This is a genomic window from Streptomyces sp. NPDC002671 (assembly GCF_053592475.1).
The window spans coordinates 140,702-163,307 of record NZ_JBSFVU010000002.1; the positions used below are offsets into that span (position 1 = coordinate 140,702).

Annotated in this window: 20 protein-coding genes; 3 read left to right on the forward strand and 17 right to left on the reverse strand. The window is 70.6% G+C overall.

The window, feature by feature from the left end:
- Positions 1 to 142: 142 nt before the first annotated feature.
- Positions 143 to 1,405, reverse strand: coding sequence for a histidine--tRNA ligase (gene hisS / locus ACWD35_RS03320; protein WP_451349438.1), 1,263 nt, complete (start codon positions 1,403 to 1,405; stop codon positions 143 to 145).
- A gap of 13 nt (positions 1,406 to 1,418) precedes the next feature.
- Positions 1,419 to 2,135 carry an MBL fold metallo-hydrolase gene (locus ACWD35_RS03325; RefSeq protein ID WP_451349439.1) on the reverse strand — a complete coding sequence of 239 codons (717 nt, stop codon included), beginning with the start codon at positions 2,133 to 2,135 and terminating at the stop codon, positions 1,419 to 1,421.
- A gap of 178 nt (positions 2,136 to 2,313) precedes the next feature.
- Between ACWD35_RS03325 and ACWD35_RS03330 the strand changes: the two genes are divergently transcribed.
- Entirely contained in the window at positions 2,314 to 3,147 is an 834-nt protein-coding gene (locus ACWD35_RS03330; RefSeq protein WP_451349440.1) for a peptidylprolyl isomerase, read from the forward strand.
- A 144-nt stretch (positions 3,148 to 3,291) separates the two neighbouring features.
- Positions 3,292 to 4,521: a DUF349 domain-containing protein gene (locus ACWD35_RS03335; protein ID WP_451349441.1), complete on the forward strand. Its 1,230-nt coding sequence runs from the start codon at positions 3,292 to 3,294 to the stop codon at positions 4,519 to 4,521.
- A 103-nt stretch (positions 4,522 to 4,624) separates the two neighbouring features.
- Here ACWD35_RS03335 and ACWD35_RS03340 read toward each other — a convergent pair whose 3' ends face one another.
- The 15 genes from ACWD35_RS03340 to pgsA all read right to left on the reverse strand — a co-directional run bounded on the left by ACWD35_RS03340 (position 4,625) and on the right by pgsA (position 20,124).
- The gene (locus ACWD35_RS03340) at positions 4,625 to 7,132 is read right to left on the reverse strand and encodes a RelA/SpoT family protein (RefSeq protein ID WP_451349442.1); all 2,508 of its coding nucleotides are present in this window, start codon (positions 7,130 to 7,132) and stop codon (positions 4,625 to 4,627) included.
- Positions 7,133 to 7,372: 240 nt separating this feature from the next.
- Complete coding sequence (locus ACWD35_RS03345; RefSeq protein ID WP_451349443.1) at positions 7,373 to 7,921, reverse strand: adenine phosphoribosyltransferase; 549 nt, start codon at positions 7,919 to 7,921, stop codon at positions 7,373 to 7,375.
- The gene (gene secF, locus ACWD35_RS03350) at positions 7,918 to 9,024 is read right to left on the reverse strand and encodes a protein translocase subunit SecF (protein ID WP_451349444.1); all 1,107 of its coding nucleotides are present in this window, start codon (positions 9,022 to 9,024) and stop codon (positions 7,918 to 7,920) included. The genes ACWD35_RS03345 and secF overlap by 4 nt, the downstream gene beginning before the upstream one ends.
- Positions 9,025 to 9,027: 3 nt before the next feature.
- Entirely contained in the window at positions 9,028 to 10,821 is a 1,794-nt protein-coding gene (gene secD, locus ACWD35_RS03355) for a protein translocase subunit SecD (RefSeq protein WP_451349445.1), read from the reverse strand.
- Between the two features lie 138 nt (positions 10,822 to 10,959).
- Entirely contained in the window at positions 10,960 to 11,475 is a 516-nt protein-coding gene (yajC, locus tag ACWD35_RS03360; RefSeq protein ID WP_451349446.1) for a preprotein translocase subunit YajC, read from the reverse strand.
- 211 nt (positions 11,476 to 11,686) lie between these two features.
- Entirely contained in the window at positions 11,687 to 12,775 is a 1,089-nt protein-coding gene (gene ruvB / locus ACWD35_RS03365) for a Holliday junction branch migration DNA helicase RuvB (protein WP_451349447.1), read from the reverse strand.
- 27 nt (positions 12,776 to 12,802) lie between these two features.
- Positions 12,803 to 13,408 (reverse strand): Holliday junction branch migration protein RuvA, encoded by a 606-nt coding sequence (gene ruvA, locus ACWD35_RS03370; RefSeq protein ID WP_451349448.1) that lies wholly within the window; start codon positions 13,406 to 13,408, stop codon positions 12,803 to 12,805.
- Positions 13,405 to 13,962, reverse strand: a complete 558-nt coding sequence (ruvC, locus tag ACWD35_RS03375) for a crossover junction endodeoxyribonuclease RuvC (RefSeq protein ID WP_451349449.1) — start codon at positions 13,960 to 13,962, stop codon at positions 13,405 to 13,407. The genes ruvA and ruvC overlap by 4 nt, the downstream gene beginning before the upstream one ends.
- A 207-nt stretch (positions 13,963 to 14,169) precedes the next feature.
- Positions 14,170 to 14,922, reverse strand: coding sequence for a YebC/PmpR family DNA-binding transcriptional regulator (locus ACWD35_RS03380; RefSeq protein ID WP_451349450.1), 753 nt, complete (start codon positions 14,920 to 14,922; stop codon positions 14,170 to 14,172).
- 76 nt (positions 14,923 to 14,998) lie between these two features.
- Positions 14,999 to 15,604, reverse strand: a complete 606-nt coding sequence (gene pdxT / locus ACWD35_RS03385) for a pyridoxal 5'-phosphate synthase glutaminase subunit PdxT (RefSeq protein WP_451349451.1) — start codon at positions 15,602 to 15,604, stop codon at positions 14,999 to 15,001.
- A gap of 15 nt (positions 15,605 to 15,619) precedes the next feature.
- Positions 15,620 to 16,525, reverse strand: coding sequence for a pyridoxal 5'-phosphate synthase lyase subunit PdxS (gene pdxS, locus ACWD35_RS03390; RefSeq protein WP_451349452.1), 906 nt, complete (start codon positions 16,523 to 16,525; stop codon positions 15,620 to 15,622).
- 133 nt (positions 16,526 to 16,658) lie between these two features.
- The gene (locus ACWD35_RS03395; RefSeq protein ID WP_451349453.1) at positions 16,659 to 17,201 is read right to left on the reverse strand and encodes a hypothetical protein; all 543 of its coding nucleotides are present in this window, start codon (positions 17,199 to 17,201) and stop codon (positions 16,659 to 16,661) included.
- 129 nt (positions 17,202 to 17,330) lie between these two features.
- Positions 17,331 to 18,491, reverse strand: a complete 1,161-nt coding sequence (locus ACWD35_RS03400; RefSeq protein ID WP_451349454.1) for a glycosyltransferase family 4 protein — start codon at positions 18,489 to 18,491, stop codon at positions 17,331 to 17,333.
- Positions 18,488 to 19,396, reverse strand: a complete 909-nt coding sequence (locus ACWD35_RS03405; protein ID WP_451349455.1) for a phosphatidylinositol mannoside acyltransferase — start codon at positions 19,394 to 19,396, stop codon at positions 18,488 to 18,490. The genes ACWD35_RS03400 and ACWD35_RS03405 overlap by 4 nt, the downstream gene beginning before the upstream one ends.
- The gene (gene pgsA / locus ACWD35_RS03410) at positions 19,393 to 20,124 is read right to left on the reverse strand and encodes a phosphatidylinositol phosphate synthase (protein WP_451349703.1); all 732 of its coding nucleotides are present in this window, start codon (positions 20,122 to 20,124) and stop codon (positions 19,393 to 19,395) included. The genes ACWD35_RS03405 and pgsA overlap by 4 nt, the downstream gene beginning before the upstream one ends.
- Positions 20,125 to 20,351: 227 nt before the next feature.
- On the opposite strand from pgsA, the gene ACWD35_RS03415 reads away from it, so the two are divergent.
- A complete protein-coding gene (locus ACWD35_RS03415; protein WP_451349456.1) occupies positions 20,352 to 22,550 on the forward strand; it encodes an elongation factor G-like protein EF-G2 in 2,199 nt (732 codons plus the stop codon).
- Positions 22,551 to 22,606 lie beyond the last annotated feature (56 nt).

Genomic DNA, 22,606 nt, shown 5'->3' on the forward strand with positions numbered 1-22,606 from the left:
CTGGGGAGTTGGACCAACTTCGGGCAGGCGCTCATTGTGCCGCACACACCTGTGGATCCACCGTTTGCCGGGCACAAGTCCCCCGAACGAGAAAGGGCGCCGGGGTTTGGCCGGCGCCCTTCGCTCTGCTGTCCGAGCCGAACTAGCCGAGCCGTGACCGAAGTTCCGCCACGATCTCGTCCACGCCGACCGCCGTCTGCTCGCCGGACTCCATGTCCTTAAGCTGGACGACGCCCTCGGCGAGGTCGCGTTCGCCGGCGACGAGCGCGTAGCGCGCGCCGCTGCGGTTGGCGTTCTTCATGGCGCCCTTCAGGCCCTTGCCGCCGTACGCGAAGTCCGTCGCGACGCCCTGCTTGCGCAGTTCGGTGACCTTGGCGAACAGGACGCGGCGGGCCTCCTCGCCGAGCGGGACGGCGTAGACGCTGGTGGTGGACGGGATGTCGAGTTCGACGCCCTCCGCCTCCAGGGCCAGCACCGTGCGGTCGACACCGAGGGCCCAGCCGACGGACGGCAGCGCGGGGCCGCCGATCATCTCGGACAGGCCGTCGTAGCGACCGCCGCCGCCCACCGCGGACTGGGAGCCCAGGCCGTCGTGCACGAACTCGAAGGTCGTACGGGTGTAGTAGTCGAGGCCGCGCACCAGCTTCGGGTCGTCCTCGAAGGAGACGCCCGCCGCGGAGATCAGCTCGCGGACCTCCTCGTGGTACGTCTTGCACGCGTCGCACAGGTAGTCCCGCAGCAGCGGCGCGCCCGTCAGCTGCTTCTGGACGGACTCGCGCTTGTCGTCGAGGACGCGCAGCGGGTTGATGTCGACACGGCGGCGCGTGTCCTCGTCCAGGTCGAGTCCGCGCAGGAACTCCTGGAGCGCGGCCCGGTACACCGGACGGCACTCCTTGTCGCCCAGCGAGTTCAGCAGGACGCGGAAGTTGCTGAGGCCCAGCGAGCGGTACGCCTGGTCGGCCAGGATGATCAGCTCGGCGTCGAGGGCCGGGTCCTCCGCGCCGATCGCCTCGGCGCCGACCTGGGAGAAGTGGCGGTAACGGCCCTTCTGGGGGCGCTCGTAGCGGTAGTACGAGCCGGAGTACCAGAGCTTGACCGGGAGGTTGCCGCTCTTGTGCAGGTTGGCCTCCAGCGCCGCGCGCAGCACGGACGCCGTGCCCTCCGGACGCAGGGCCAGCTTGTCGCCGCCCTTGGTCTCGAAGGCGTACATCTCCTTGGTCACGATGTCGGTGGACTCGCCGACACCGCGCGCGAACAGTTCGACGTTCTCGAAGCCGGGGGTCTCGATGTAGCCGTAGCCGGAGTTGCGCAGGGGGGCGGCGATGGCCTCGCGGACCGCCAGGTACTTGGCCGAGTCCGGCGGGATCAGGTCGTACGTGCCCTTGGGGGCCTGGAAGGTACTCACGGAAGGTCTCTCGTCACATTCCTCGTCGAAAAGCCGGGGAGGCGCCGCGATCTCGGCGGCCTGCGACCGCCTGCCCCAGATAGGGGTTGGTGGCGCGCTCCTGGCCGATGGTCGTCTGGGGGCCGTGTCCGGACAGCACCACGGTGGAGTCGTCGAGCGGCAGGCACACGCGGGCCAGCGAGTCGAGCATGTCCTCCATGGAGCCACCGGGCAGATCGGTGCGTCCGATGGAGCCGGCGAACAGCAGATCCCCGGAGAAGAACACCGACGGGATGTCGGCGGTCTCGGGCATCCGGAAGGTCACCGACCCCTTGGTATGGCCCGGTGCGTGGGCCACGGAGAACTCCAGCCCGGCCAGCTCCAGCTTGGCGCCGTCGGCCAGCTCCCTGACGTCGTCCGGCTCCCCCACGGTCAGCTCGCCCATCAGCGGCATGCCGATCGACCGGCCGAGCGCCTTCTCGGGGTCGCTCATCATGTACCGGTCCTCGGGGTGGATCCAGGCAGGCACGTCGTGCGCGCCGCACACGGGGACGACCGAGGCCACATGGTCGATGTGGCCGTGGGTGAGGACGACGGCGACGGGCCTGAGCCGATGCTTCTTGAGCGCTTCTTCGACGCCTTCGGCGGCCTGGTGGCCGGGGTCGATGATCACGCACTCCTCACCGGGGGCGGGGGCGACGAGATAACAGTTCGTCCCCCACGCCCCGGCGGGGAACCCGGCAATGAGCACGATCGTCCTTCGTTGTGTCGATTACAGGCTGCTGCAGATGCAGTCAGAGCCTACCGGCGCTGCCGTTTCCACAGCGAACCCATATACGGTACGGGGCTACACGCAGCGATCGGCTCACAAGACGCACGCGTACCGCTCGAAACACGTCGACACACGACACGCATGAGGAGAGAACCCGGTGGTCAGCCAGGAGCAGCGGCGGCGTCAGCTCGCCCGGGAGAAGTTCTTGCGGCAGCAGCAGCGGCGCACCCAGTCGCGGCGCAAGGCGCGCATGCGGAACTCCGTCATCGCATCCGTGCTCGGCGTGGTCGTGATCGGCAGTCTCGCGCTGTACACGACCGGGGTGCTGAAGAACGACGACGACAAGAAGTCGAACGCGAGCGCCGACGTCACGCCGAGCGCGTCCCCGACCAGCAAGGCTCCGGACCCGTGCGCGAAGCCGGCGGCCGGCTCGGTGAAGAAGCTGAGCTGGAAGAAGGAGCCGGCGATGACGATCGACACGTCGGCGAAGTACACGATGAAGCTCGCGACGACGTGCGGTGACATCGGCATCGCGCTGAAGACGGCGGCGGCGCCGCACACCGTGAACTCGTTCGCCTTCCTGACGGGTCAGGGCTTCCTGGACCACACGAAGTGCCACCGGCTCACCCCCGAGGGCATCTTCGTGCTCCAGTGCGGCGACCCGCAGGGCACGGGCATGGGCGGGCCGGGCTACACCATCCCGGACGAGAACCTGAAGGACCCGAGCCTCAAGGGCAACAAGTACCCGGCGGGCACGGTCGCGATGGCCAACACGGGCCAGAAGCACAGCGGCGGCAGCCAGTTCTTCCTCGTGTACAAGGACAGCCCGCTGCCGCCGAGCTACACGCCGTTCGGCACGATCGACGCGGCGGGCATGAAGGTCCTGCAGAAGATCGCGAACGCGGGCGCGCAGCCGGCCGACCCGACCAGCGGCAACACCGCGCCGAACGCGACCGTGGTGATCAACAAGGCGACGGTCACCAAATCCTGATGCTCAGGGCGGCCTGCGGCGGAATTTCGGTCGCGCTGGATGCGGACAGGTAACCCGCTGGTCGCCTATGTTGGCCGTGACGAAACTGTGGACGATGCCCGGGGGCGCTGAGGCCCTCCGCAGGCATCATGTGGAGGAGGCGCTGTGAGCAGCGACCCGTGGGGCCGCGTCGACGAGACGGGGACCGTGTACGTGCGTACGGCCGACGGCGAGCAGGTCGTCGGTTCCTGGCAGGCCGGCTCCCCTGAGGAGGCGCTGGCCTACTTCGAGCGCAAGTACGAGGGCCTGGTTGTCGAGATCGGCCTCCTCGAGAAGCGAGTGCAGACCACCGACCTGTCGGCGAAGGACGCCCAGGCCGCGATCGACCACCTGCGCGAGCAGGTGGTGGCGCACCACGCGGTCGGCGACCTGGACGCGCTGCGGGCCCGGCTGGACAAGCTGGTGGCGACCGTCGAGTCCCGGCGCGAGGAGCGCAAGCAGCAGCGGGCCAAGCAGTCCGACGAGGCCCGCAAGGCCAAGGAGGACCTGGTCACCGAGGCCGAGCAGCTGGCGCAGTCCGACCAGTGGCGGGCCGCCGGTGAGCGGCTGCGCGCCCTGGTGGACACCTGGAAGGGGCTGCCGCGGCTGGACCGCAAGTCGGACGACGAGCTGTGGCACCGCTTCTCGCACGCCCGGTCGGCGTTCTCCAAGCGTCGCAAGGCGCACTTCGCGCAGCTCGACGCGCAGCGCGAGGACGCCCGTAAGGCCAAGGAGCGGCTGGTCGCGGAGGCCGAGTCGCTGTCCGGCTCGACGGACTGGGGTCCGACGGCGGCCCGCTACCGCGAGCTGATGGCGGAGTGGAAGGCCGCGGGCCGCGCCCAGCGCGAGCACGAGGACGACCTGTGGAACCGCTTCCGCGGCGCCCAGGACGTGTTCTTCGCCGCCCGCAGCTCGGTCTTCGCCGAGCGGGACGCGGAGCAGACGGAGAACCTGAAGCTCAAGGAGGAGCTGGCCGAGGAGGCCGAGAAACTCCTGCCCGTCGACGACCTGAAGAGCACGCGGGCCGCCTTCCGCTCGATCAACGAGCGCTGGGAGGCCATCGGCCATGTGCCGCGGGACGCGCGTCCCAAGGTCGAGGGCCGGATGCACGCGGTCGAGCGGGCCATCCAGGAGGCCGAGGAGGCCGAGTGGCGCCGGACGAACCCGGAGGCACGCGCGCGTGCCGCGGGTCTGACCGGTCAGCTGCAGGCCGCGGTGGACAAGCTGAGGGCGCAGATCGAGCAGGCGCGCGCCCAGGGCAACAACGCCAAGGCCGACAAGCTGGAGAGGGAGCTGGAGGGCCGCCAGGCGCTCCTGGACCAGGCTCTGAAGGGCCTGGAGGAGTTCGGCGGCTGACACCCCGCCCACGCATGTGAAAGGCCCCGTACGCGCCGTACGGGGCCTTTCACATGCGCGTTTGACGGCTGCGGGGTCCCTGCCACGACCGCCCGCGCCCCTGCTACGACCGGCTGCGTCCCGACGTCACCCGGTACACGTCATACACGCCCTCCACGCCCCGTACGGCCTTCAGGACGTGGCCGAGGTGCTTCGGGTCGCCCATCTCGAAGGTGAACCGGGACGTGGCGACCCGGTCGCGGGAGGTCTGGACGGCCGCGGAGAGGATGTTGACGTGCTGGTCGGACAGGACGCGGGTGACGTCCGACAGCAGCCGGGAGCGGTCCAGCGCCTCGACCTGGATGGCGACGAGGAACACCGAGGACTGGGTGGGCGCCCACTCGACGTCGAGGATGCGCTCCGGCTCGCGGGACAGCGATTCGACGTTCACGCAGTCGCTGCGGTGCACCGACACGCCGCTGCCGCGGGTGACGAAGCCGATGACCGGGTCGCCGGGGACGGGCGTGCAGCAGCGGGCGAGCTTGACCCACACGTCGTCGACGCCCTTGACGACGACGCCGGGGTCGGCGCTGCGCCGCTTGCGGCCACGCGTGCGGGTCGGCGGGACCGTCTCGCCGATCTCCTCGGTGGCCGCCTCCTCGCCGCCGAGGGCCTGGACGAGCTTCTGCACGATGTGCGGTGCGGAGACGTGCCCCTCGCCGATCGCCGCGTACAGCGCGGAGATGTCCGAGTAGCGCATCTCGTGCGCGAGCGTGACCAGGGAGTCGCCGGTGAGGATGCGCTGGATCGGCAGGTTCTGCTTGCGCATGGCCCGCACGATGGCGTCCTTGCCCTGCTCGATCGCCTCGTCACGGCGCTCCTTGGAGAACCAGGCCCGGATCTTGTTGCGCGCCCGGGGCGACTTGACGAACCCGAGCCAGTCGCGCGAGGGGCCCGCGCCGGCCGCCTTTGAGGTGAAGACCTCCACCAGGTCGCCGTTGTCCAGGGTGGATTCGAGCGGTACGAGGCGGCCGTTGACCCGCGCCCCTATGGTGCGGTGGCCGACCTCGGTGTGGACGGCGTACGCGAAGTCCACCGGGGTGGCCCCGGCCGGCAGCGCTATGACGTCGCCCTTGGGCGTGAAGACGAAGACCTCGTTGCGCGAGAGGTCGAAGCGCAGGGACTCCAGGAACTCGCCGGGGTCCTCGGTCTCCTTCTGCCAGTCCAGCAGCTGGCGCAGCCACGCCATGTCGTTGATGGCGTCCTTGTCCTTGGCGGACGTCCTGGGTGCGTCGGTGCGGATCTTGGAGGCGCCGGCGACGGCCTCCTGCTTGTACTTCCAGTGCGCGGCGATGCCGTACTCCGCGCGCCGGTGCATGTCGAAGGTGCGGATCTGGAGTTCGACGGGCTTGCCGTTGGGCCCGATGACCGTCGTGTGCAGCGACTGGTACATGTTGAACTTGGGCATCGCGATGTAGTCCTTGAACCGGCCGGGGACCGGGTTCCATCGCGCGTGCACGGTGCCGAGGGCGGCGTAGCAGTCGCGGACGGTGTCGACCAGGACGCGGATGCCCACCAGGTCGTAGATCTCCGCGAAGTCACGGCCGCGGACGATCATCTTCTGGTAGACGCTGTAGTAGTGCTTCGGGCGGCCGGTGACGGTCGCCTTGATGCGGGCGGCTCGCAGGTCGGACTGGACCTCGTCGGTCACTATGGCCAGGTATTCGTCACGCTTCGGTGCCCGCTCGGCCACCAGCCGTACGATCTCGTCGTACATCTTGGGGTAGAGGATCGCGAAGGCGAGGTCCTCCAGCTCCCACTTGATGGTGTTCATGCCGAGGCGGTGGGCGAGCGGCGCGTAGATCTCCAGCGTCTCGCGCGCCTTCTTCTCCTGCTTCTCGCGCTTGAGGTAGCGCATGGTGCGCATGTTGTGCAGGCGGTCGGCGAGCTTGATGACCAGGACGCGCGGGTCCTTGGCCATGGCGACGACCATCTTGCGCACGGTCTCGGCCTGCGCGGCCTCGCCGAACTTGACCTTGTCCAGCTTGGTGACGCCGTCGACGAGCAGGGTGACGACGTCGCCGAAGTCACGGCGCAGGTCCTCCAGGCCGTACTCGGTGTCCTCGACGGTGTCGTGCAGCAGCCCCGCCATGAGCGTGGCCGGGTCCATGCCCAGCTCGGCGAGGATGGTGGTGACGGCGAGCGGGTGCGTGATGTACGGGTCGCCGCTCTTGCGCTTCTGCCCCCGGTGCCAGCGCTCGGCGACCTGGTAGGCGCGCTCGATCTGGCGCAGCGTCGAGTTCTCGATCTTGGGGTCGTTGCTGCGCACTATCCGCAGCAGCGGCTCCAGCACCGGGTTGTAGGGGTTCGCGCGCTGCACACCGAGGCGGGCCAGGCGGGCGCGGACGCGGTTGGAGGAGCCGCTGCGGGTGGTCTGGGACGCGGGGCGCAGGGGGGCGGCCGATTTGGGACGCGCGGCCTCGGCGGTCTTCTCGACGGGCGCGGACTGGGCGTGCTCGACCGTCCCGCGGGCGTCGTTCTTCGCGTTGGACGCGTTCGGCGCGGGCTTGGCCGCGGCGGCCGAGGCGTGCTCGGGCTTGGCGGCGGTCAGTGGCTGGGCCTCGTCTGGCAAGAGGGCTCCTCGTGCGCGATCCGGGTCCCCCGGTCAGGCTCCGGAGACCCCATGGTAGCGATCCTGCGCCTCGTCATCGCCTTCAGGCCGAAGTGAGGACCGTCTACCGGTGAAACGCGAGAGGCGCCCGCCTGATTCCAGGAGGTGGATTCGGGGTGATGTCCGGGGGCGCGGAGGGTGTCCGAACGGCGACGGCCGCCCCGGCGCGGTGCCGGGGCGGCCGTACGGTGATCAGCCGGCTCAGACCTGGAGCAGTGCCTCCAGCGGCGAGCCCTTCAGGGACGCCTCCAGACGGGCACGGCCGCCGAGGAAGCCCAGCTCCATGAGGACGGCGAGGCCCGAGACCTCGGCGCCGGCCCGCTGGATGAGCTGGATCGCGGCCTCGGCGGTGCCGCCCGTGGCGAGGACGTCGTCCACGATCAGGACGCGGTCGCCGGGGGTCAGGTCCTCGGCGTGGACCTCGATCTCGGCCGAGCCGTACTCCAGGTCGTAGGCCTGTCGCAGGGTCGCGCCGGGCAGCTTGCCGGCCTTGCGGACCGGGATGAAGCCCAGGCCCGCGCGGACGGCGACCGGGGCGCCCAGGATGAAGCCCCGGGCCTCCAGGCCGACGACCTTGGTCGAGCCGGTGCTCACGGCGATCTCGGCCAGCGCGTCGGTGAGCGCCGTGAACGCCGCCGGGTCCGCGAGCAGCGGGGTGATGTCCTTGAACATCACGCCCGGCTCGGGGTAGTCGGCCACGTCACGGATGCGGCTGGCCAGCAGCGTCGTGAGGTCTGCGAGCTCGGTCATCGGCGCTTCCCGGAGGCCCGGCCACGGCCCCGGCCGCGGGCGGGCTGGTTGCGCGGGCCGACGACTGCGGGCGTGGCGTCCTCCGGCCCGTCCTCGCCGGCGCCACGGGCCTCCGCGAGGTCCTCCTCGGCGGCGGCCTGGGCGCGCTTGGCCAGGACCCGCTTGCGCAGGGCCTTCATCGCGGGCTCGCGCTCCTTGAGGTCGGCGACGAGCGGCGTGGCGATGAAGATCGAGGAGTACGCACCGGCCGCGAGGCCGACGAACAGCGACAGCGAGATGTCGTTCAGCGTGCCGGCGCCGAGGAAGCCGCCGCCGATGAACAGCAGGCCCGCCACCGGCAGCAGCGCCACCACGGTGGTGTTGATCGAACGGACCAGGGTGCCGTTGATCGACATGTTGGCGATGTCGCTGTAGGTGAAGCGCGTCTGCTTGGTGATGTCCTTCGTCTGCTCCTTGAGGCTGTCGAAGACGACGACCGTGTCATAGAGCGAGTAACCGAGGATCGTCAGCAGACCGATGACCGTACCGGGCGTGACCTCGAAGCCGACGAGGGCGTAGATGCCGGTCGTGATGGTGATGTCGTGGATCAGCGCGACCAGGGCCGCGATGGCCATGCGCCACTCGAAGGCGATCGCCAGGTAGATCACCACGAGGACCATGAAGATCGCCAGGCCCTTCCAGGCCTTGTTGGCGATCTGCTCGCCCCAGCTCGGGCCGACCAGGTCGGCGGCGAGCTTCTCCGGGTTGAGGTTGAGGTCCTTGGCCAGCGTCTGCTTGATCTGGTCGGACTTGTCGGTCTCGATACCGGCGATCTGGATGCGCAGGCTGCCGTTGCCGAGCTTCTGGACGATCGCCTCGTGCCCGGAGGCGTCCTTCGCGTACTCCTCGGCCTTGGCCACCGAGGTGCTCATGTGCGTCGGGGTCGTGAAGACCGCGCCGCCCTTGAACTCGATGCCCATGTTCAGGCCGCGCACCGCCAGGCCGAGGATGGCCGTGATGGTGATCAGGATCGAGACGCCGTACCAGATCTTGCGCTTGCCGACGAAGTCGTAGCTGATCTCACCACGGTGCAGTCGGGCGCCGAGGCTGCCGAGTTTCGACATCGCTCACGCTTCCTTCGGGTCGACAGAGCCGGTGGCGGGACCGGCGGGACGGCGGGTGCGGCGCAGCGGCGGCTTGGCGCCCAGGCTCTTCGGGTCGAGCCCGGACCACTTGTGGCCGTTCGCGAAGAACTTGTGGCGGGCGAGGATCGTCATCAGCGGCTTGGTGAAGAAGAAGACGACGACCACATCGAGCACGGTGGTCAGGCCGAGCGTGAACGCGAAGCCCTGCACCTTGCCGACGGTGACGATGAACAGCACCGCGGCGGCGAGGAACGACACGAAGTCGGAGACCAGGATCGTGCGACGGGCGCGCGGCCAGGCGCGCTCGACGGCGGGGCGCAGCGAGCGGCCCTCGCGGATCTCGTCCCTTATGCGCTCGAAGTACACGATGAACGAGTCGGCGGTGATGCCGATGGCCACGATGGCACCGCAGACCGCCGGCAGGTTCAGCGCGAAGTGGATGGCCGGGCCGAGCAGCGACATGATCACGTAGGTGAGGGCCGCGGAGACCAGGAGGGAGGCCATCGCCACGATCGACAGGCCGCGGTAGTAGGCGATCAGGTAGATCACGACCAGGGCGAGACCGATCGCGCCGGCGAGCAGACCGGCGTGCAGCTGCTCACCGCCGAGCGCGGCGGTCACCGTGGTGACGGTGTCCTCCTTGAAGGACAGCGGCAGGGCGCCGTACGACAGCATGTTGGCGAGGTTCTGCGCCTCCTGCTGCGTGAAGCGGCCGGAGATCACCGCCTGCCCACCGGTGATGGCGGTGCTCACGTACGGGCTGGAGACGACCTGGCCGTCGAGGACGATGCCGAACTCGTTCTGCGGGGTCTGGTTCTTGGCCAGCTCGCCGGTGATGTTCGCGAACTTCGTGGACCCCTTGGAGCTGAAGTCCATCTGAACCTGCCAGCCGGCGGCACCCTGCGTGTCGAAGACGGCGCGGGCCTTCTTGACCTCGGTGCCGTCCACGGCGGCCGGGCCGAGCACGTACTTGTACCAGACCTTGTTGATCTCGCCGCAGGCCACGGTGGGCTCACTGGGCTTGGCGCTGGTGCCGGCCTTGGCTCGCTCGGCGGGCTTGGAGCAGTCCAGGGCGGCGTACTGGGCCTGGAGCTGGCTGGTGGAGGGGGTGCCGGTCGCGGACGCGGACGGGCTGGCGGACGGCTTGCCGCTGGACGAGGCGCTCGGCGAAGCGCTCGAGGAGGCGGACGGCGACGCAGTGGCGTCGGCCTTCAGCGCGTCGGTGACCGCGCGGCCCTGCGAGGTCGCGGTGGCGCTCGGGGACGCGGTGGAGGACGAGGACGCCTTCGGCTTGGACGACCCGCTCGCGGACGGGCTCGGCGAGGCGCTTCCGCCGGGGGAGGCGCTCGGCGAAGGGGTCTTCGCGGCCGGGCCGCTGGGCCCGTTGGCGAGCACCGGGCGGAAGTACAGCTTTGCGGTGGTGCCGACCTGCTCCTGGGCCTGCTTGGAGTTGGTGCCCTTGGGGATGTTGACGATGATGTGGTCGTTCCCCTGGGTCTGCACCTCCGCCTCGGAGACGCCCAGGCCGTTGACACGGCGGTTCATGATGTCGACCGCGGTGTCCATGTTGGCCTTGTTGATCGCCGACCCCTGGTCGGCCTTCGCCTTGAGCGTGATGCTCGTACCACCGGCAAGGTCGATGCCGAGACGCGGAGTGGTGTTACCGGAGGCGAACATCCCCCCGGTGAGCGCCACGATGGCGATCAGGATGAGGGCCAGCGAGCGCCCTGGCTTGCTCTGGGCGCTCGCGCTCCGGCCCCTCTTAGGTGCTGCCACCTTCTCGTACTCCCTCTCGGGCCGCCCGACGCCTGGTCGGCGCGGTCGGCCATGACATGGTCGGGTCCCGTACGGGACACAGATGCGCCCGGGGCGCGCGGGGCCCGTCATGCCTCCCCGCGACGCCCCGGGGCGTGACTACTTCGCGTCGGTGTCGCCGTCGGTCTTCTTCGGCTCTTCGTCCGCCTTGGCCTCGGCGGCCTTGGTCTCGGGGGCCTCGGCCGCGTCGGTCTCGTCCTCGGCGGCGTCCTTCTTACCGAGGTCGACGCTCTTGTCGTCGGAGGCGGCGGCAGGCTCGTCGGTCTTGTCGCCCTCGGTGAGGGAGGAGGCGTCGTCCGGGACGATGTCGGCGTCGGACTTCAGGTCGTGCTCGATGCCGTGGACGATGCGGTTGTACTCGTCGTCCGTGAGGACGGCGCCGATCGAGTTCTTCGCGAAGAGGAGCTCGACGCCCGGACCGGCGTCGAGGAGGACCGTCTCCTCGTGGACCTCCTTGACCGTCGCGTACATCCCCCCGATCGTGCGGACACCGGAGCCGGGCTGCATCTCGTTCCGCATGGAGGCGGCCTGCTGCTGCTTCTTCTTGGCCGAGCGCGTCATCAGGAACATGGCCGCGATGAGCACGATGAAGGGGAGGAGAGTGATGGTCTTCACGGGACGGGGTTTCCTTCGCGCGACCGCGACGGAGAGCGGCCTGTTGATGGGGGTGTGGGTCGGCGCCGCCCGCAAGGGTGGCATCGGCGGAGTCTAAGCGAGTCCGCGTGCATGGAACAACGCTCAGCATGGCACCTGGGTTCCTGCTCCCGCCATTGCCCTCGCCGTCACGCACGCGTCTGGCAGCCGTCAGCTCCGCTTCTCGCCGTCGTCACGCCCCGAACAGGTTCTGTTGTCCGTTTCCTGCAGCTCCTGCGGCTCCCCCGGCCGCCGGCCCGGACGGGGTGAGACCGAGATGGGCCCACGCCGCGGGCGTGGCGACCCGGCCGCGCGGGGTGCGGGCGAGCAGTCCCTCGCGGACGAGGAACGGTTCGGCGACCTCCTCGACGGTCTCCCGCTCCTCCCCCACCGCGACAGCGAGCGTCGACAGCCCGACCGGGCCGCCGCCGAACAGCTTCAGCAGCGCCTCCAGGACCGCGCGGTCGAGCCGGTCGAGGCCGCGCGCGTCGACCTCGTAGACCTTGAGGGCCGCCGCGGCGATCTCGCGGGTGACCACGCCGTCCGCCTTGACCTGGGCGTAGTCACGGACACGGCGCAGCAGGCGGTTGGCGATGCGGGGCGTGCCGCGCGAGCGGCCGGCGATCTCGGCGGCGCCGTCCGGCTCGATCCCGACATCGAGCAGGTTCGCCGAGCGGTGCACGACCCGCTCCAGCTCGTGCGGCTCGTAGAACTCCATGTGCGCGGTGAAGCCGAAGCGGTCGCGCAGCGGCGGCGGCAGCAGGCCGGCGCGCGTGGTGGCGCCGACCAGGGTGAAGGGGGGCAGCTCCAGCGGGATGGCGGTGGCGCCGGGGCCCTTGCCGACGATGACGTCGACGCGGAAGTCCTCCATGGCCATGTACAGCATCTCCTCGGCGGGCCGGGACATGCGGTGGATCTCGTCGAGGAAGAGGACCTCGCCCTCCTGGAGGGAGGAGAGGATCGCGGCGAGGTCGCCGGCGTGCTGGATGGCGGGGCCGGAGGTGATGCGGATGGGGGCGCCCATCTCGGCCGCGATGATCATCGACAGGGTGGTCTTGCCGAGGCCCGGCGCGCCGGAGAGCAGCACGTGGTCTGCGGTGGCCCCCCGCGCGCGGGCGGCGCGCAGGACGAGGTCGAGCTGCTCGCGGACCTTCTCCTGGCCGATGAACTCGTCGAGGTCCTTGGGCCGCAGGGCGGCCTCGACGGCCTGGTCCTCCCGGTCGGCGGACGCACCGACGAGCCGCTCCGCGGCGGAGCTGTCGGTCGTGTCGTCCCAGTTCACTGAAGTCTCCTAGCAGGGTGGCGCAGGTCAGCGGGCGCGGTTCAGGGTCTGCAGGGCGGCCTTGAGCAGCTGTCCCACCTGCGGTGTGCCACCGGCGGCCTCGGCCTGCGGGGCCACGGCGGAGACGGCCTCGTCCGCCTCGCGGGTGGCGTAGCCCAGGCCGATGAGGGCCGCGTGCAGCTGGTCGCGCCAGCCCTGGGTGACCGGCGCGCCGATCGCGGGGGCGCCGACGGGCTCGCCAAGGCGGTCCTTCAGCTCCAGCAGCAGCTTCTGCGCGCCCTTCTTGCCGATGCCGGGGACGGCGGTGAGGGCCTTCTCGTCACTGGTGGCGATGGCGCGGCGCAGGGCGTCCGGGGTGTGCACGGCGAGCATGGCCTGGGCGAGGCGCGGGCCGACACCGCTCGCGGTCTGCAGCAGCTCGAAGACCTGGCGCTCGTCGTCGTCGGCGAAGCCGTACAGGGTCAGCGAGTCCTCGCGGACGACGAGGGAGGTGTGCAGCTTGGCGGGCTGTCCCATGCGGAGCGTCGACAGCGTGTTCGGCGTGCACTGGACGGCCATGCCGACGCCGCCGACCTCGACGACCGCTGCGTCGGGGGCGAGTGCGGCGACCGTGCCGCTGACGAAGGCGATCATGCCGTACGGCCTTTCGTTGCGTGAGCTGCGTGAGCTGCGTTGGCGTTGTGCAGGGCGACGGCCTGCTGGAGCCGGTTCTGGGCGGGGGCGCGCCAGATGTGGCAGATGGCGAGCGCGAGGGCGTCGGCGGCGTCGGCGGGCTTCGGTGGGGCGCTGAGCCGCAGCAGCCGGGTGACCATGGCGCCGACCTGCGCCTTGTCGGCGCGTCCGCTGCCGGTGACGGCGGCCTTGACCTCGCTGGGGGTGTGCAGGGCGACCGGGATGCCGCGGCGGGCGGCGCAGAGCATGGCGACGGCGCTGGCCTGGGCGGTGCCCATTACGGTGCGCACGTTGTGCTGGCTGAAGACGCGCTCGACGGCGACGTACTCGGGCCGGTGCTCGTCCAGCCACTGCTCGATGCCCTGCTCGACGGCGAGCAGCCGTTGGCTGAGTTCGGCGTCCGTGGGCGTCCGTACGACACCGACGCCGAGCATGGTCAGCGGGCGGCCCGCGACCCCCTCGACGACGCCGACACCGCACCGGGTCAGCCCGGGGTCCACCCCCAGTACGCGCACGCGCCCCTGCCCTTCTTTGCGGCTAAACCGCCGCCGCTCTCGCGGACCTGGCTGAGCACCGTCGTGGTCCCTCAATTGATGGTTGTGGTCCATGGACGGTGATCTTCTTGTCCACGCCAGGCTATCCACTGCCACTGACAACGACGGCGGGCCGGTGGGATCGTGTCCCACCGGCCCGCCAGAGAAGACGCTGAGCCCGCGGCAGCGCTACGCGTCGACCTTCTCCATGACCTCGTCGCTGACGTCGAAGTTCGCGAAGACGTTCTGCACGTCGTCGCTGTCCTCCAGCGCGTCGATCAGCTTGAAGATCTTCTTCGCGCCCTCCTCGTCCAGCTCGACCTGGACGGACGGTACGAAGCTCGACTCGGCGGAGTCGTAGTCGATGCCGGCCTCCTGGAGCGCGGTGCGGACCGCGACCAGGTCGGTGGCCTCGCTGATGACCTCGAAGCTCTCGCCGAGGTCGTTGACCTCCTCGGCACCGGCGTCCAGGACGGCGCCCAGGACGTCGTCCTCGCTCAGCTCGCCCTTGGGGACGATGATGACGCCCTTGCGGGTGAACATGTACGACACGGAGCCCGGGTCGGCCATGTTGCCGCCGTTGCGGGTCATGGCGACGCGCACGTCGGAGGCGGCGCGGTTGCGGTTGTCGGTGAGGCACTCGATGAGCACCGCGACGCCGCTGGGGCCGTAGCCCTCGTACATGATCGTCTCGTAGTCGGCGCCGCCGGCCTCGAGACCGCCACCGCGCTTGATCGCGGAGTCGATGTTCTTGTTCGGGACCGACTGCTTCTTGGCCTTCTGGACGGCGTCGTAGAGCGTCGGGTTGCCGTCGAGGTCGACGCCGCCCATACGCGCCGCGACCTCGATGTTCTTGATCAGCTTCGCGAAGAGCTTGCCGCGCTTGGCGTCGATCACGGCCTTCTTGTGCTTAGTCGTAGCCCATTTAGAGTGGCCGGACATCTGCCTGTCTCCTTCGCGTAACCCATCTATGAACGAACTCCCCCAGACCTCAACGGCTGGGGGACCCCCAGAGATCCTACAAGGACTCCGGTGTCCGGTTGGCGCGCACCATGTCGACGAACAAGGAGTGCACGCGGTGGTCGCCGGTCAGTTCCGGGTGGAACGACGTGGCGAGCACATTGCCCTGGCGGACCGCGACGATGTGGCCGTCGTGCTCGGCGAGCACCTCCACCTCGGCCCCGACCGACTCGACCCAGGGGGCCCGGATGAAAACGCCCTCTACAGGATCGCCGTCGATCCCACGGACGTCGACCTGCGCCTCGAACGACTCGTTCTGCCGGCCGAAGGCGTTGCGGCGCACGATCATGTCGATGCCGCCGATGGTCTCCTGGCCCGAGCGCGGGTCGAGGATCTTGTCGGCGAGCATGATCATGCCCGCGCAGGTTCCGTAGACCGGCATGCCGTCCCGCACGCGCGCGCGGAGGGGCTCCATCACTCCGAAGAGGGTGGCCAGCTTGGAGATGGTGGTGGACTCGCCGCCGGGCAGGACGAGACCGTCCACCTCGGCGAGTTCCTCGGGGCGCCGCACCGGCCTGGCCACGGCGTCGGCCGCGGCCAGGGCGATGAGGTGCTCCCGTACGTCGCCCTGGAGGGCCAGGACGCCTATGACGGGGGTGTTCATGTGTGTTCCGGTGCCTTACCAGCCGCGGTTCGCGTAGCGCTCGGTCTCGGGGAGGGTGTCGCAGTTGATGCCGACCATGGCCTCGCCCAGGTTGCGGGAGGCGTCCGCGATGATCTTCGGGTCGTCGTAGAAGGTGGTGGCCTTCACGATGGCGGCGGCGCGCTTGGCCGGGTCGCCCGACTTGAAGATGCCGGAGCCGACGAACACGCCCTCGGCGCCGAGCTGGCGCATCAGGGCCGCGTCGGCCGGGGTGGCCACGCCACCGGCGGAGAAGAGGACCACCGGGAGCTTGCCCAGCTCGGAGACCTCCTTGACCAGCTCGTACGGGGCACGCAGCTCCTTGGCGGCGGCGTACAGCTCGTTGTTGTCGAAGCCGCGCAGCTTGGCGATCTCGTTCTTGATCTGGCGCAGGTGGCGGACAGCCTCGACGACGTTGCCGGTGCCGGCCTCGCCCTTCGAGCGGATCATGGCCGCGCCCTCGGCGATGCGGCGCAGGGCCTCACCAAGGTTGGTGGCGCCACAGACGAAGGGGGTGGTGAACGCCCACTTGTCGGAGTGGTTGACCTCGTCGGCCGGGGTGAGGACCTCGGACTCGTCGATGTAGTCCACGCCGAGGGACTGCAGGACCTGGGCCTCGACGAAGTGGCCGATGCGGGACTTGGCCATGACCGGGATGGAGACGGCGTTGATGATGCCCTCGATCATGTCCGGGTCGGACATACGGGCCACGCCGCCGTCCTTGCGGATGTCGGCCGGGACCCGCTCCAGCGCCATGACGGCGACGGCGCCCGCGTCCTCGGCGATCTTCGCCTGCTCCGGCGTGACGACGTCCATGATCACGCCGCCCTTGAGCTGTTCCGCCATGCCGCGCTTCACGCGGGCGGTGCCGGTCTCGGGAGCCTGGTTCTCGGTGGTGGACACGGGTGACCTCACTGGAAGAAAAAGAGGGATTCTGCAACAGCCGCGCAGACTGCTCCGACGAGGAAACGTGAGTGGACCAGGCCACAGCAAGGGCCAATGGGAAGCCGGTGGATCCTTTTCGTCCACCTGATGTTCAGGAGGCCCTCTCCACCAGGGCCGCCGGCGGCTCGTCGTCCATCTCGAAGGCCAGCGGGAACGGGGCGTGGCCGGCCAGCCGGAACCAGCGCACCTTGCGGTGCTCGCGGAGCCTGCGGGCGGCCCCCACGGCGTCGTTGTGGAAGCGGCGGGCCATGGGGACCCGGCGCACCGCTTCGGCCAGCTCACGGGCCGCCTGCTCGCCTCCGGGGGCCGCGCGCACGCCCTCGACCTGCTGCGGGTCCTCGAAGACCGCCCGCAGGGCTTGGCTCAGCTCGCTCTCGGCGACCTCCCGCTGCTCCTCCTCGGCCTGCCGGGCCGCGTGCGCGGCCTCGTACAGCACGATCGAGGCGGCGGGGTCCAGCACGCCCGAGGTCGCCAGCTCCTGCGCCACGGACGCCCGCCGCAGCAGCTGCGCGTCGAGCGCGGCCCGAGCGGCGTCCATCCGCACGTGCAGCCGGTCCAGCCGGCCGGCCGTCCAGCTCAGGTAGAGGCCGATGGCGACGAGCGCGACGAGGATCCAGATGAGTGTTGCGGTCACGGGCGAAGGCTATCGGTGGGCCCTGGCCCCGCCCGCATCCCGCTCGCTCCGGGTCTCCCGCATCCCGCTCGGTTCGGGTCGCCCGCAGCCCGTCGCGGCCGGTCGCGGCCGGCCGCGGCCCGTTGTCGGTCAGTCGCGTGCCAGCCCGAACCGCGCCCGCAGTCCCGAGCGCTCGTCCGTGGCCACCGCCGCCGTGCCCGTCGTGACCGTCTCGTAGACGGACAGGATGTCGGCGCCCACCGTCGACCAGTCGAAGCGGCGGACGTGCGCGCTGCCGCGTTCGCGCAGCTCGTCGCGGCGGTCCGGGTCGGCCAGGAGCCGTACGGCGGCCTCGGCCAGCGCGTCCGCGTCCTCGTTGGCGAAGACCTCGCCCGCCTTGCCCTGGTCGAGGACCTGCACGAAGGCGTCCAGGTCGGAGGCGAGGACGGGGGCGCCCGCCGACATGGCCTCCACGAGGATGATGCCGAAGCTCTCGCCACCGGTGTTGGGCGCGAGGTACAGGTCGACGCTGCGCAGCAGGCGCGCCTTGTCCTCGTCGCTGATCATGCCGAGGAACTCGACGCGGGAGCGCAGCTCCTTCGGCAGGTCGGCCACGGCCGCCTCCTCGTCGCCGCGCCCGGCGATCAGCAGCCGGGTCTGCGGCCGGGCGGCGAGGATCTTCGGCAGTGCGTCCATGAGTACCGGCAGACCCTTGCGGGGCTCGTCGATACGGCCGATGAAGCCGATGGTGTCCCCCTGCCACTCGGGCTTGGGCTCGGCCTTGGCGAAGAAGTCGACGTCGACGCCGTTGGGGATCACCACCGCGTCCCCGCCCAGGTGTTCGACGAGGGTGCGGCGGGCGTACTCGCTGACCGCGATCCGCGCGCTGATCTTCTCCAGGGCGGCCTGGAGGATGGCGTACGCGGCGATCATCGCGCGCGAGCGCGGGTTGGAGGTGTGGAAGGTCGCGACGATGGGCCCCTGGGCGGCCCAGCAGGTCAGCAGGCCCAGCGAGGGGGATGTCGGTTCGTGGATGTGCACCACGTCGAAGCCGCCCTCGTGCAGCCACCGGCGGACCCGGGCGGCGGACAGGAACCCGAAGTTCAGGCGGGCCACCGAGCCGTTGTACGGCACCGGAACCGCGCGGCCGGCCGAGACGACGTACGGCGGCAGCGGGGTGTCGTCGTCGGCGGGGGCGAGCACGGACACCTCGTGGCCGAGCCGGATGAAGTACTCGGCCAGGTCACGGATGTGGAACTGGACGCCCCCCGGGACGTCCCAGGAGTACGGGCAGACGATCCCGATTCTCACGAGGGCCCCTTCGCGGGGTCGAGGTCGGCGAGCCACAGCCGCTGAAGCATGTGCCAGTCCTCCGGATGGTCGGCGATCCCGATGGCGAAGGCGTCGGCCAGCGCCTGTGTCATGACAGACGTCTTCTCGGCCCGCGAACCTGGCTCCGGTACCTCGATCGGGGCATGCACCTGCCCCCGCATGACCGGCGAGTCGTCGTACCAGAGCGTGACGGGCAGCAGCAGCGCGCCGGTCTGCTGGGCGAGCAGGGCGGGACCCGCGGGCATCCGCGTCTTCTCGCCGAAGAAGTCCACCTCGACGCCGGACGCGGACAGGTCACGCTCGGCGACCAGACAGACCAGGCCGCCGTCGCGCAGCCGCCGGGCCAGCGTGCCGAAGGCGCTGCCGCCGGTGTGCGGCAGGACCTCCATGCCGAGGCCCTCGCGGTAGGCGACGAAGCGGTCGTAGAGCGTCTCCGGCTTCAGGCGCTCGGCGACCGTGGTGAACGGCGTCCGAAGCTTCGTGGTGACCCAGGCGCCGGCCAGGTCCCAGTTGGCCATGTGCGGCAGCGCGAGGATGACACCGCGGTCGGAGGCGATCCCGTCGGTCAGGTAGTGCACGTCCTTGGGGTCGAAGCCGGACTTCACGCGCTCCGCGCTCCAGGCCGGCAGCCGGAAGGACTCCATCCAGTAGCGCAGGTACGAGCGCATGCCCGCGCGGGAGAGCTCGGCCAGGCGCTCAGGGGTGGCATCGGGCACCACGCGCGCGTAGTTGGCCTCCAGCCGTCGTACGCCCTTGCCGCGCCGCTTCCAGGCGAGGTCGGCGATGGTGCGGCCGAGGCGGACCGCGACGGGTTCGGGAAGCTTCTTGACGGTGCTCCAGCCGACTCCGTACAGCGCGTCGGTCAGCCGTTCGCCGGTGCTCACTTCGCCGCCTCGCTCCCCTGGGAGGCATCCTCGCGGGCGGCTGCGGCGTCCGCCTCGGCGGACTCGCGGCGGACGGTGACGACCCGCTGGATCAGGGTGACGAGGCTGCCCGCGGCGACGATCCACAGCGCGATCGGCAGCAGCCACTGGATGCCCGGCACGCCGAACTTGTGGAGGCCCGCGAAACCGGCCGCGACCAGCGAGATCACCAGTCGCTCGGCGCGTTCGACCAGGCCGTTGACGGCCACCGGGAGCCCGATCGACTCGCCGCGCGCCTTCGTGTACGACACCACCTGGCCGCTGGCCAGGCAGAAGATGGAGACCGCGCACAGCACATTGTTGTCGCCCTGACCCGCGTACCACAGGGCGAAGCCGCCGAAGATCGCGCCGTCGGCGACCCGGTCGAGCGTGGAGTCCAGGAAGGCGCCCCAGCGGCTGGAGCGGCCCAGCTGGCGGGCCATGTTGCCGTCGACCAGGTCGGAGAAGACGAACAGCGTGATCACGACCGTGCCCCAGAAGAACTCGCCCATGGGGTAGAAGACCAGCGCACCGGCGACCACCCCGGCCGTACCGATGAGCGTGACCGTGTCGGGGCTCACGCCCCTCCGGATGAGGAACGCGGCGAACGGTGTGAGGACACGCGTGAAAAAAGCACGCGCGTACTTGTTCAGCATGGTCTTCCCGACGGTCGGTGTCGCCGCGGCCCTGGTGGCCGCCGGCTGGCCCATCGTAGCCACGCGCGCGCGTGCGTGACGGCCGGGCGCCCGCACCCGTCCGTTGGAGCGCCGCACGCCCCCGCGCGGTGCGCGTGTGGCGCGATCGGCGTCCGTCGTATGGACGCAACGTGACGGGAGTGGAAAGCTCGAAGGACCGCGGGCGTCGCAGCAGCCGCCAGTGCACGCGGTGCCGCGTGTCCGCGCCCACAGTGACCTCACCGTGCACGGGAGGCAGGATCATGGGCGACAAGGTACAGACACACCCTGGGGCCGCCGGCAGGGCTATGGCGGCCGACCAACCCGCGTCCGTACGGAACGTGGTGCTGGTCGGCCACTCCGGGGCGGGCAAGACGACTCTGGTGGAGGCCCTTGCGCTGACCGCCGGGGCGGTGAACCGGGCGGGCCGCGTGGAGGAGGGCGGCACCGTCTCCGACTACGACGAGATCGAGCACCGGCAGCAGCGCTCGGTGCAGCTCTCGCTGGCGCCCGTCGAATGGAACGGCATCAAGATCAACCTCCTCGACACCCCCGGATACGCCGACTTCGTCGGGGAGCTGAGGGCCGGGCTGCGCGCCGCGGACGCGGCCCTTTTCGTCGTCTCGGCCTCGGACGGGGTGGACGGCTCGACGCGGATGGTGTGGGAGGAGTGCGCGGCCGTCGGCATGCCCCGGGCGATCGTGATCACGCACCTGGAGGCCGCCCGCGCGGACTTCGAGGAGATGACCCGCAGCTGCGCGGAGGCCTTCGGCGGCGACGACCCCGACGCCGTACTGCCCCTGTATCTGCCGCTGCACGGTCCCGAGGGCGCCGACGGGCACGCGCCCGTGACCGGGCTGATCGGGCTGCTGTCGCAGAAGCTGTTCGACTACGCCACCGGGGAGCGCAAGGAGTCCGAGCCCGGCGCGGACCAGCTGCCGGACATCGAGGCGGCCCGCAACCGGCTGATCGAAGGGATCATCGCCGAGAGCGAGGACGAGACCCTCATGGACCGCTACCTCGGCGGCGAGCAGGTCGACGTCAAGACGCTGATCCAGGACCTGGAGCGGGCTGTGGCACGCGGCACGTTCCACCCGGTCCTGGCCGCCGCCCCGGCCACCGACGGCGGCCGGCAGGGCCTCGGCACGGTGGAGCTGCTGGAGCTGGTCACCGGCGGGTTCCCGACCCCGTTCGAGCACCCCATGCCCGGGGTCAGCACGATCGACGGCAAGCCGCGCGAGCTGAAGGCGTGCGACACCGCCGGACCCCTGGTCGCCGAGGTCGTCAAGACCGCCTCCGACCCCTACGTCGGCCGGATCTCCCTGGTCCGCCTCTTCTCCGGCACCCTGCGCCTCGACCAGACGGTGCACGTCTCCGGGCACGGGCTGACCGACCGCGGCCACGAGGACCACGACGTCGACGAGAAGGTCGGCGCCCTGTCCATGCCCTTCGGCAAACAGCAGCGCCCGGTGACGCACGCCGTCGCGGGCGACCTGGTGTGCGTGGCGAAGCTCGGCCGCGCGGAGACCGGCGACACGCTCTCCGCCAAGGACGACCCGCTGCTCATGGAGCCCTGGCAGATGCCCGACCCGCTGCTGCCGCTCGCCATCGAGGCGCACAGCAAACCCGACGAGGACAAGCTCTCCCAGGGCCTGTCCCGGCTGGTCGCCGAGGACCCCACGATGCGCCTGGAGCAGAACCAGGACACCCACCAGGTCGTCCTGTGGTGCCTGGGCGAGGCCCACGCAGACGTGGCCCTGGAGCGGCTGCGCAGCCGCTACGGCGTCCAGGTCGACGTCGTCCCGCACAAGGTCTCCCTCCGGGAGACGTTCGCGAACAAGGCCGCCGGGCGCGGGCGGCACGTGAAGCAGTCCGGCGGGCACGGGCAGTACGCCATCTGCGAGATCGAGGTGGAACCGCTGCCGGGCGGCTCGGGCATCGAGTTCGTGGACAAGGTCGTCGGCGGGGCGGTGCCCCGGCAGTTCATCCCGTCCGTCGAGAAGGGCGTACGGGCGCAGGCCGCCAAGGGGGTCGCCGCCGGCTATCCGCTCGTGGACGTGCGGATCACCCTGCTGGACGGCAAGGCGCACTCGGTGGACTCCTCCGACGCCGCGTTCCAGACCGCGGGCGCGCTGGCGCTGCGCGAGGCCGCCGCCGACGCGAGGATCCATCTGCTGGAGCCGGTCGCCGAGGTGACCGTGCTGGTCGGCGACGACTACGTGGGCGCCGTGATGAGCGACCTGTCGAGCCGCCGCGGCCGGGTGCTCGGCACCGAACAGGTGGGCTCCGGACGGACCCTGGTGCGCGCCGAGGTGCCCGAGTTCGAGATCGGCCGGTACGCCGTCGACCTGCGCTCGCTGTCGCACGGCACGGCCCGCTTCGACCGCACCTATGTACGGCACGAGCCGATGCCGCCCCAGGTCGCCGAACGGATCCGCGAACAGGCGGGCGAGACGACGTAGCTCACCGTGGCTCAACTCCATGCGTAGGCGGGCGGCTTGAGCCGTCCGCCTACGCG

Excerpts from the sequence above, each read along its gene's own strand:
- ACWD35_RS03415 (WP_451349456.1), top strand. The coding sequence starts at position 20,352 with ATGGGCGACAAGGTACAGACACACCCTGGGGCCGCCGGCAGGGCTATG.
- ACWD35_RS03380 (WP_451349450.1), bottom strand. The coding sequence starts at position 14,922 with ATGTCCGGCCACTCTAAATGGGCTACGACTAAGCACAAGAAGGCCGTG.
- ACWD35_RS03345 (WP_451349443.1), bottom strand. The coding sequence starts at position 7,921 with ATGACCGAGCTCGCAGACCTCACGACGCTGCTGGCCAGCCGCATCCGT.
- pdxT (WP_451349451.1), bottom strand. The coding sequence starts at position 15,604 with ATGAACACCCCCGTCATAGGCGTCCTGGCCCTCCAGGGCGACGTACGG.
- ruvA (WP_451349448.1), bottom strand. The coding sequence starts at position 13,408 with ATGATCGCCTTCGTCAGCGGCACGGTCGCCGCACTCGCCCCCGACGCA.
- secF (WP_451349444.1), bottom strand. The coding sequence starts at position 9,024 with ATGTCGAAACTCGGCAGCCTCGGCGCCCGACTGCACCGTGGTGAGATC.
- pgsA (WP_451349703.1), bottom strand. The coding sequence starts at position 20,124 with ATGGGCCAGCCGGCGGCCACCAGGGCCGCGGCGACACCGACCGTCGGG.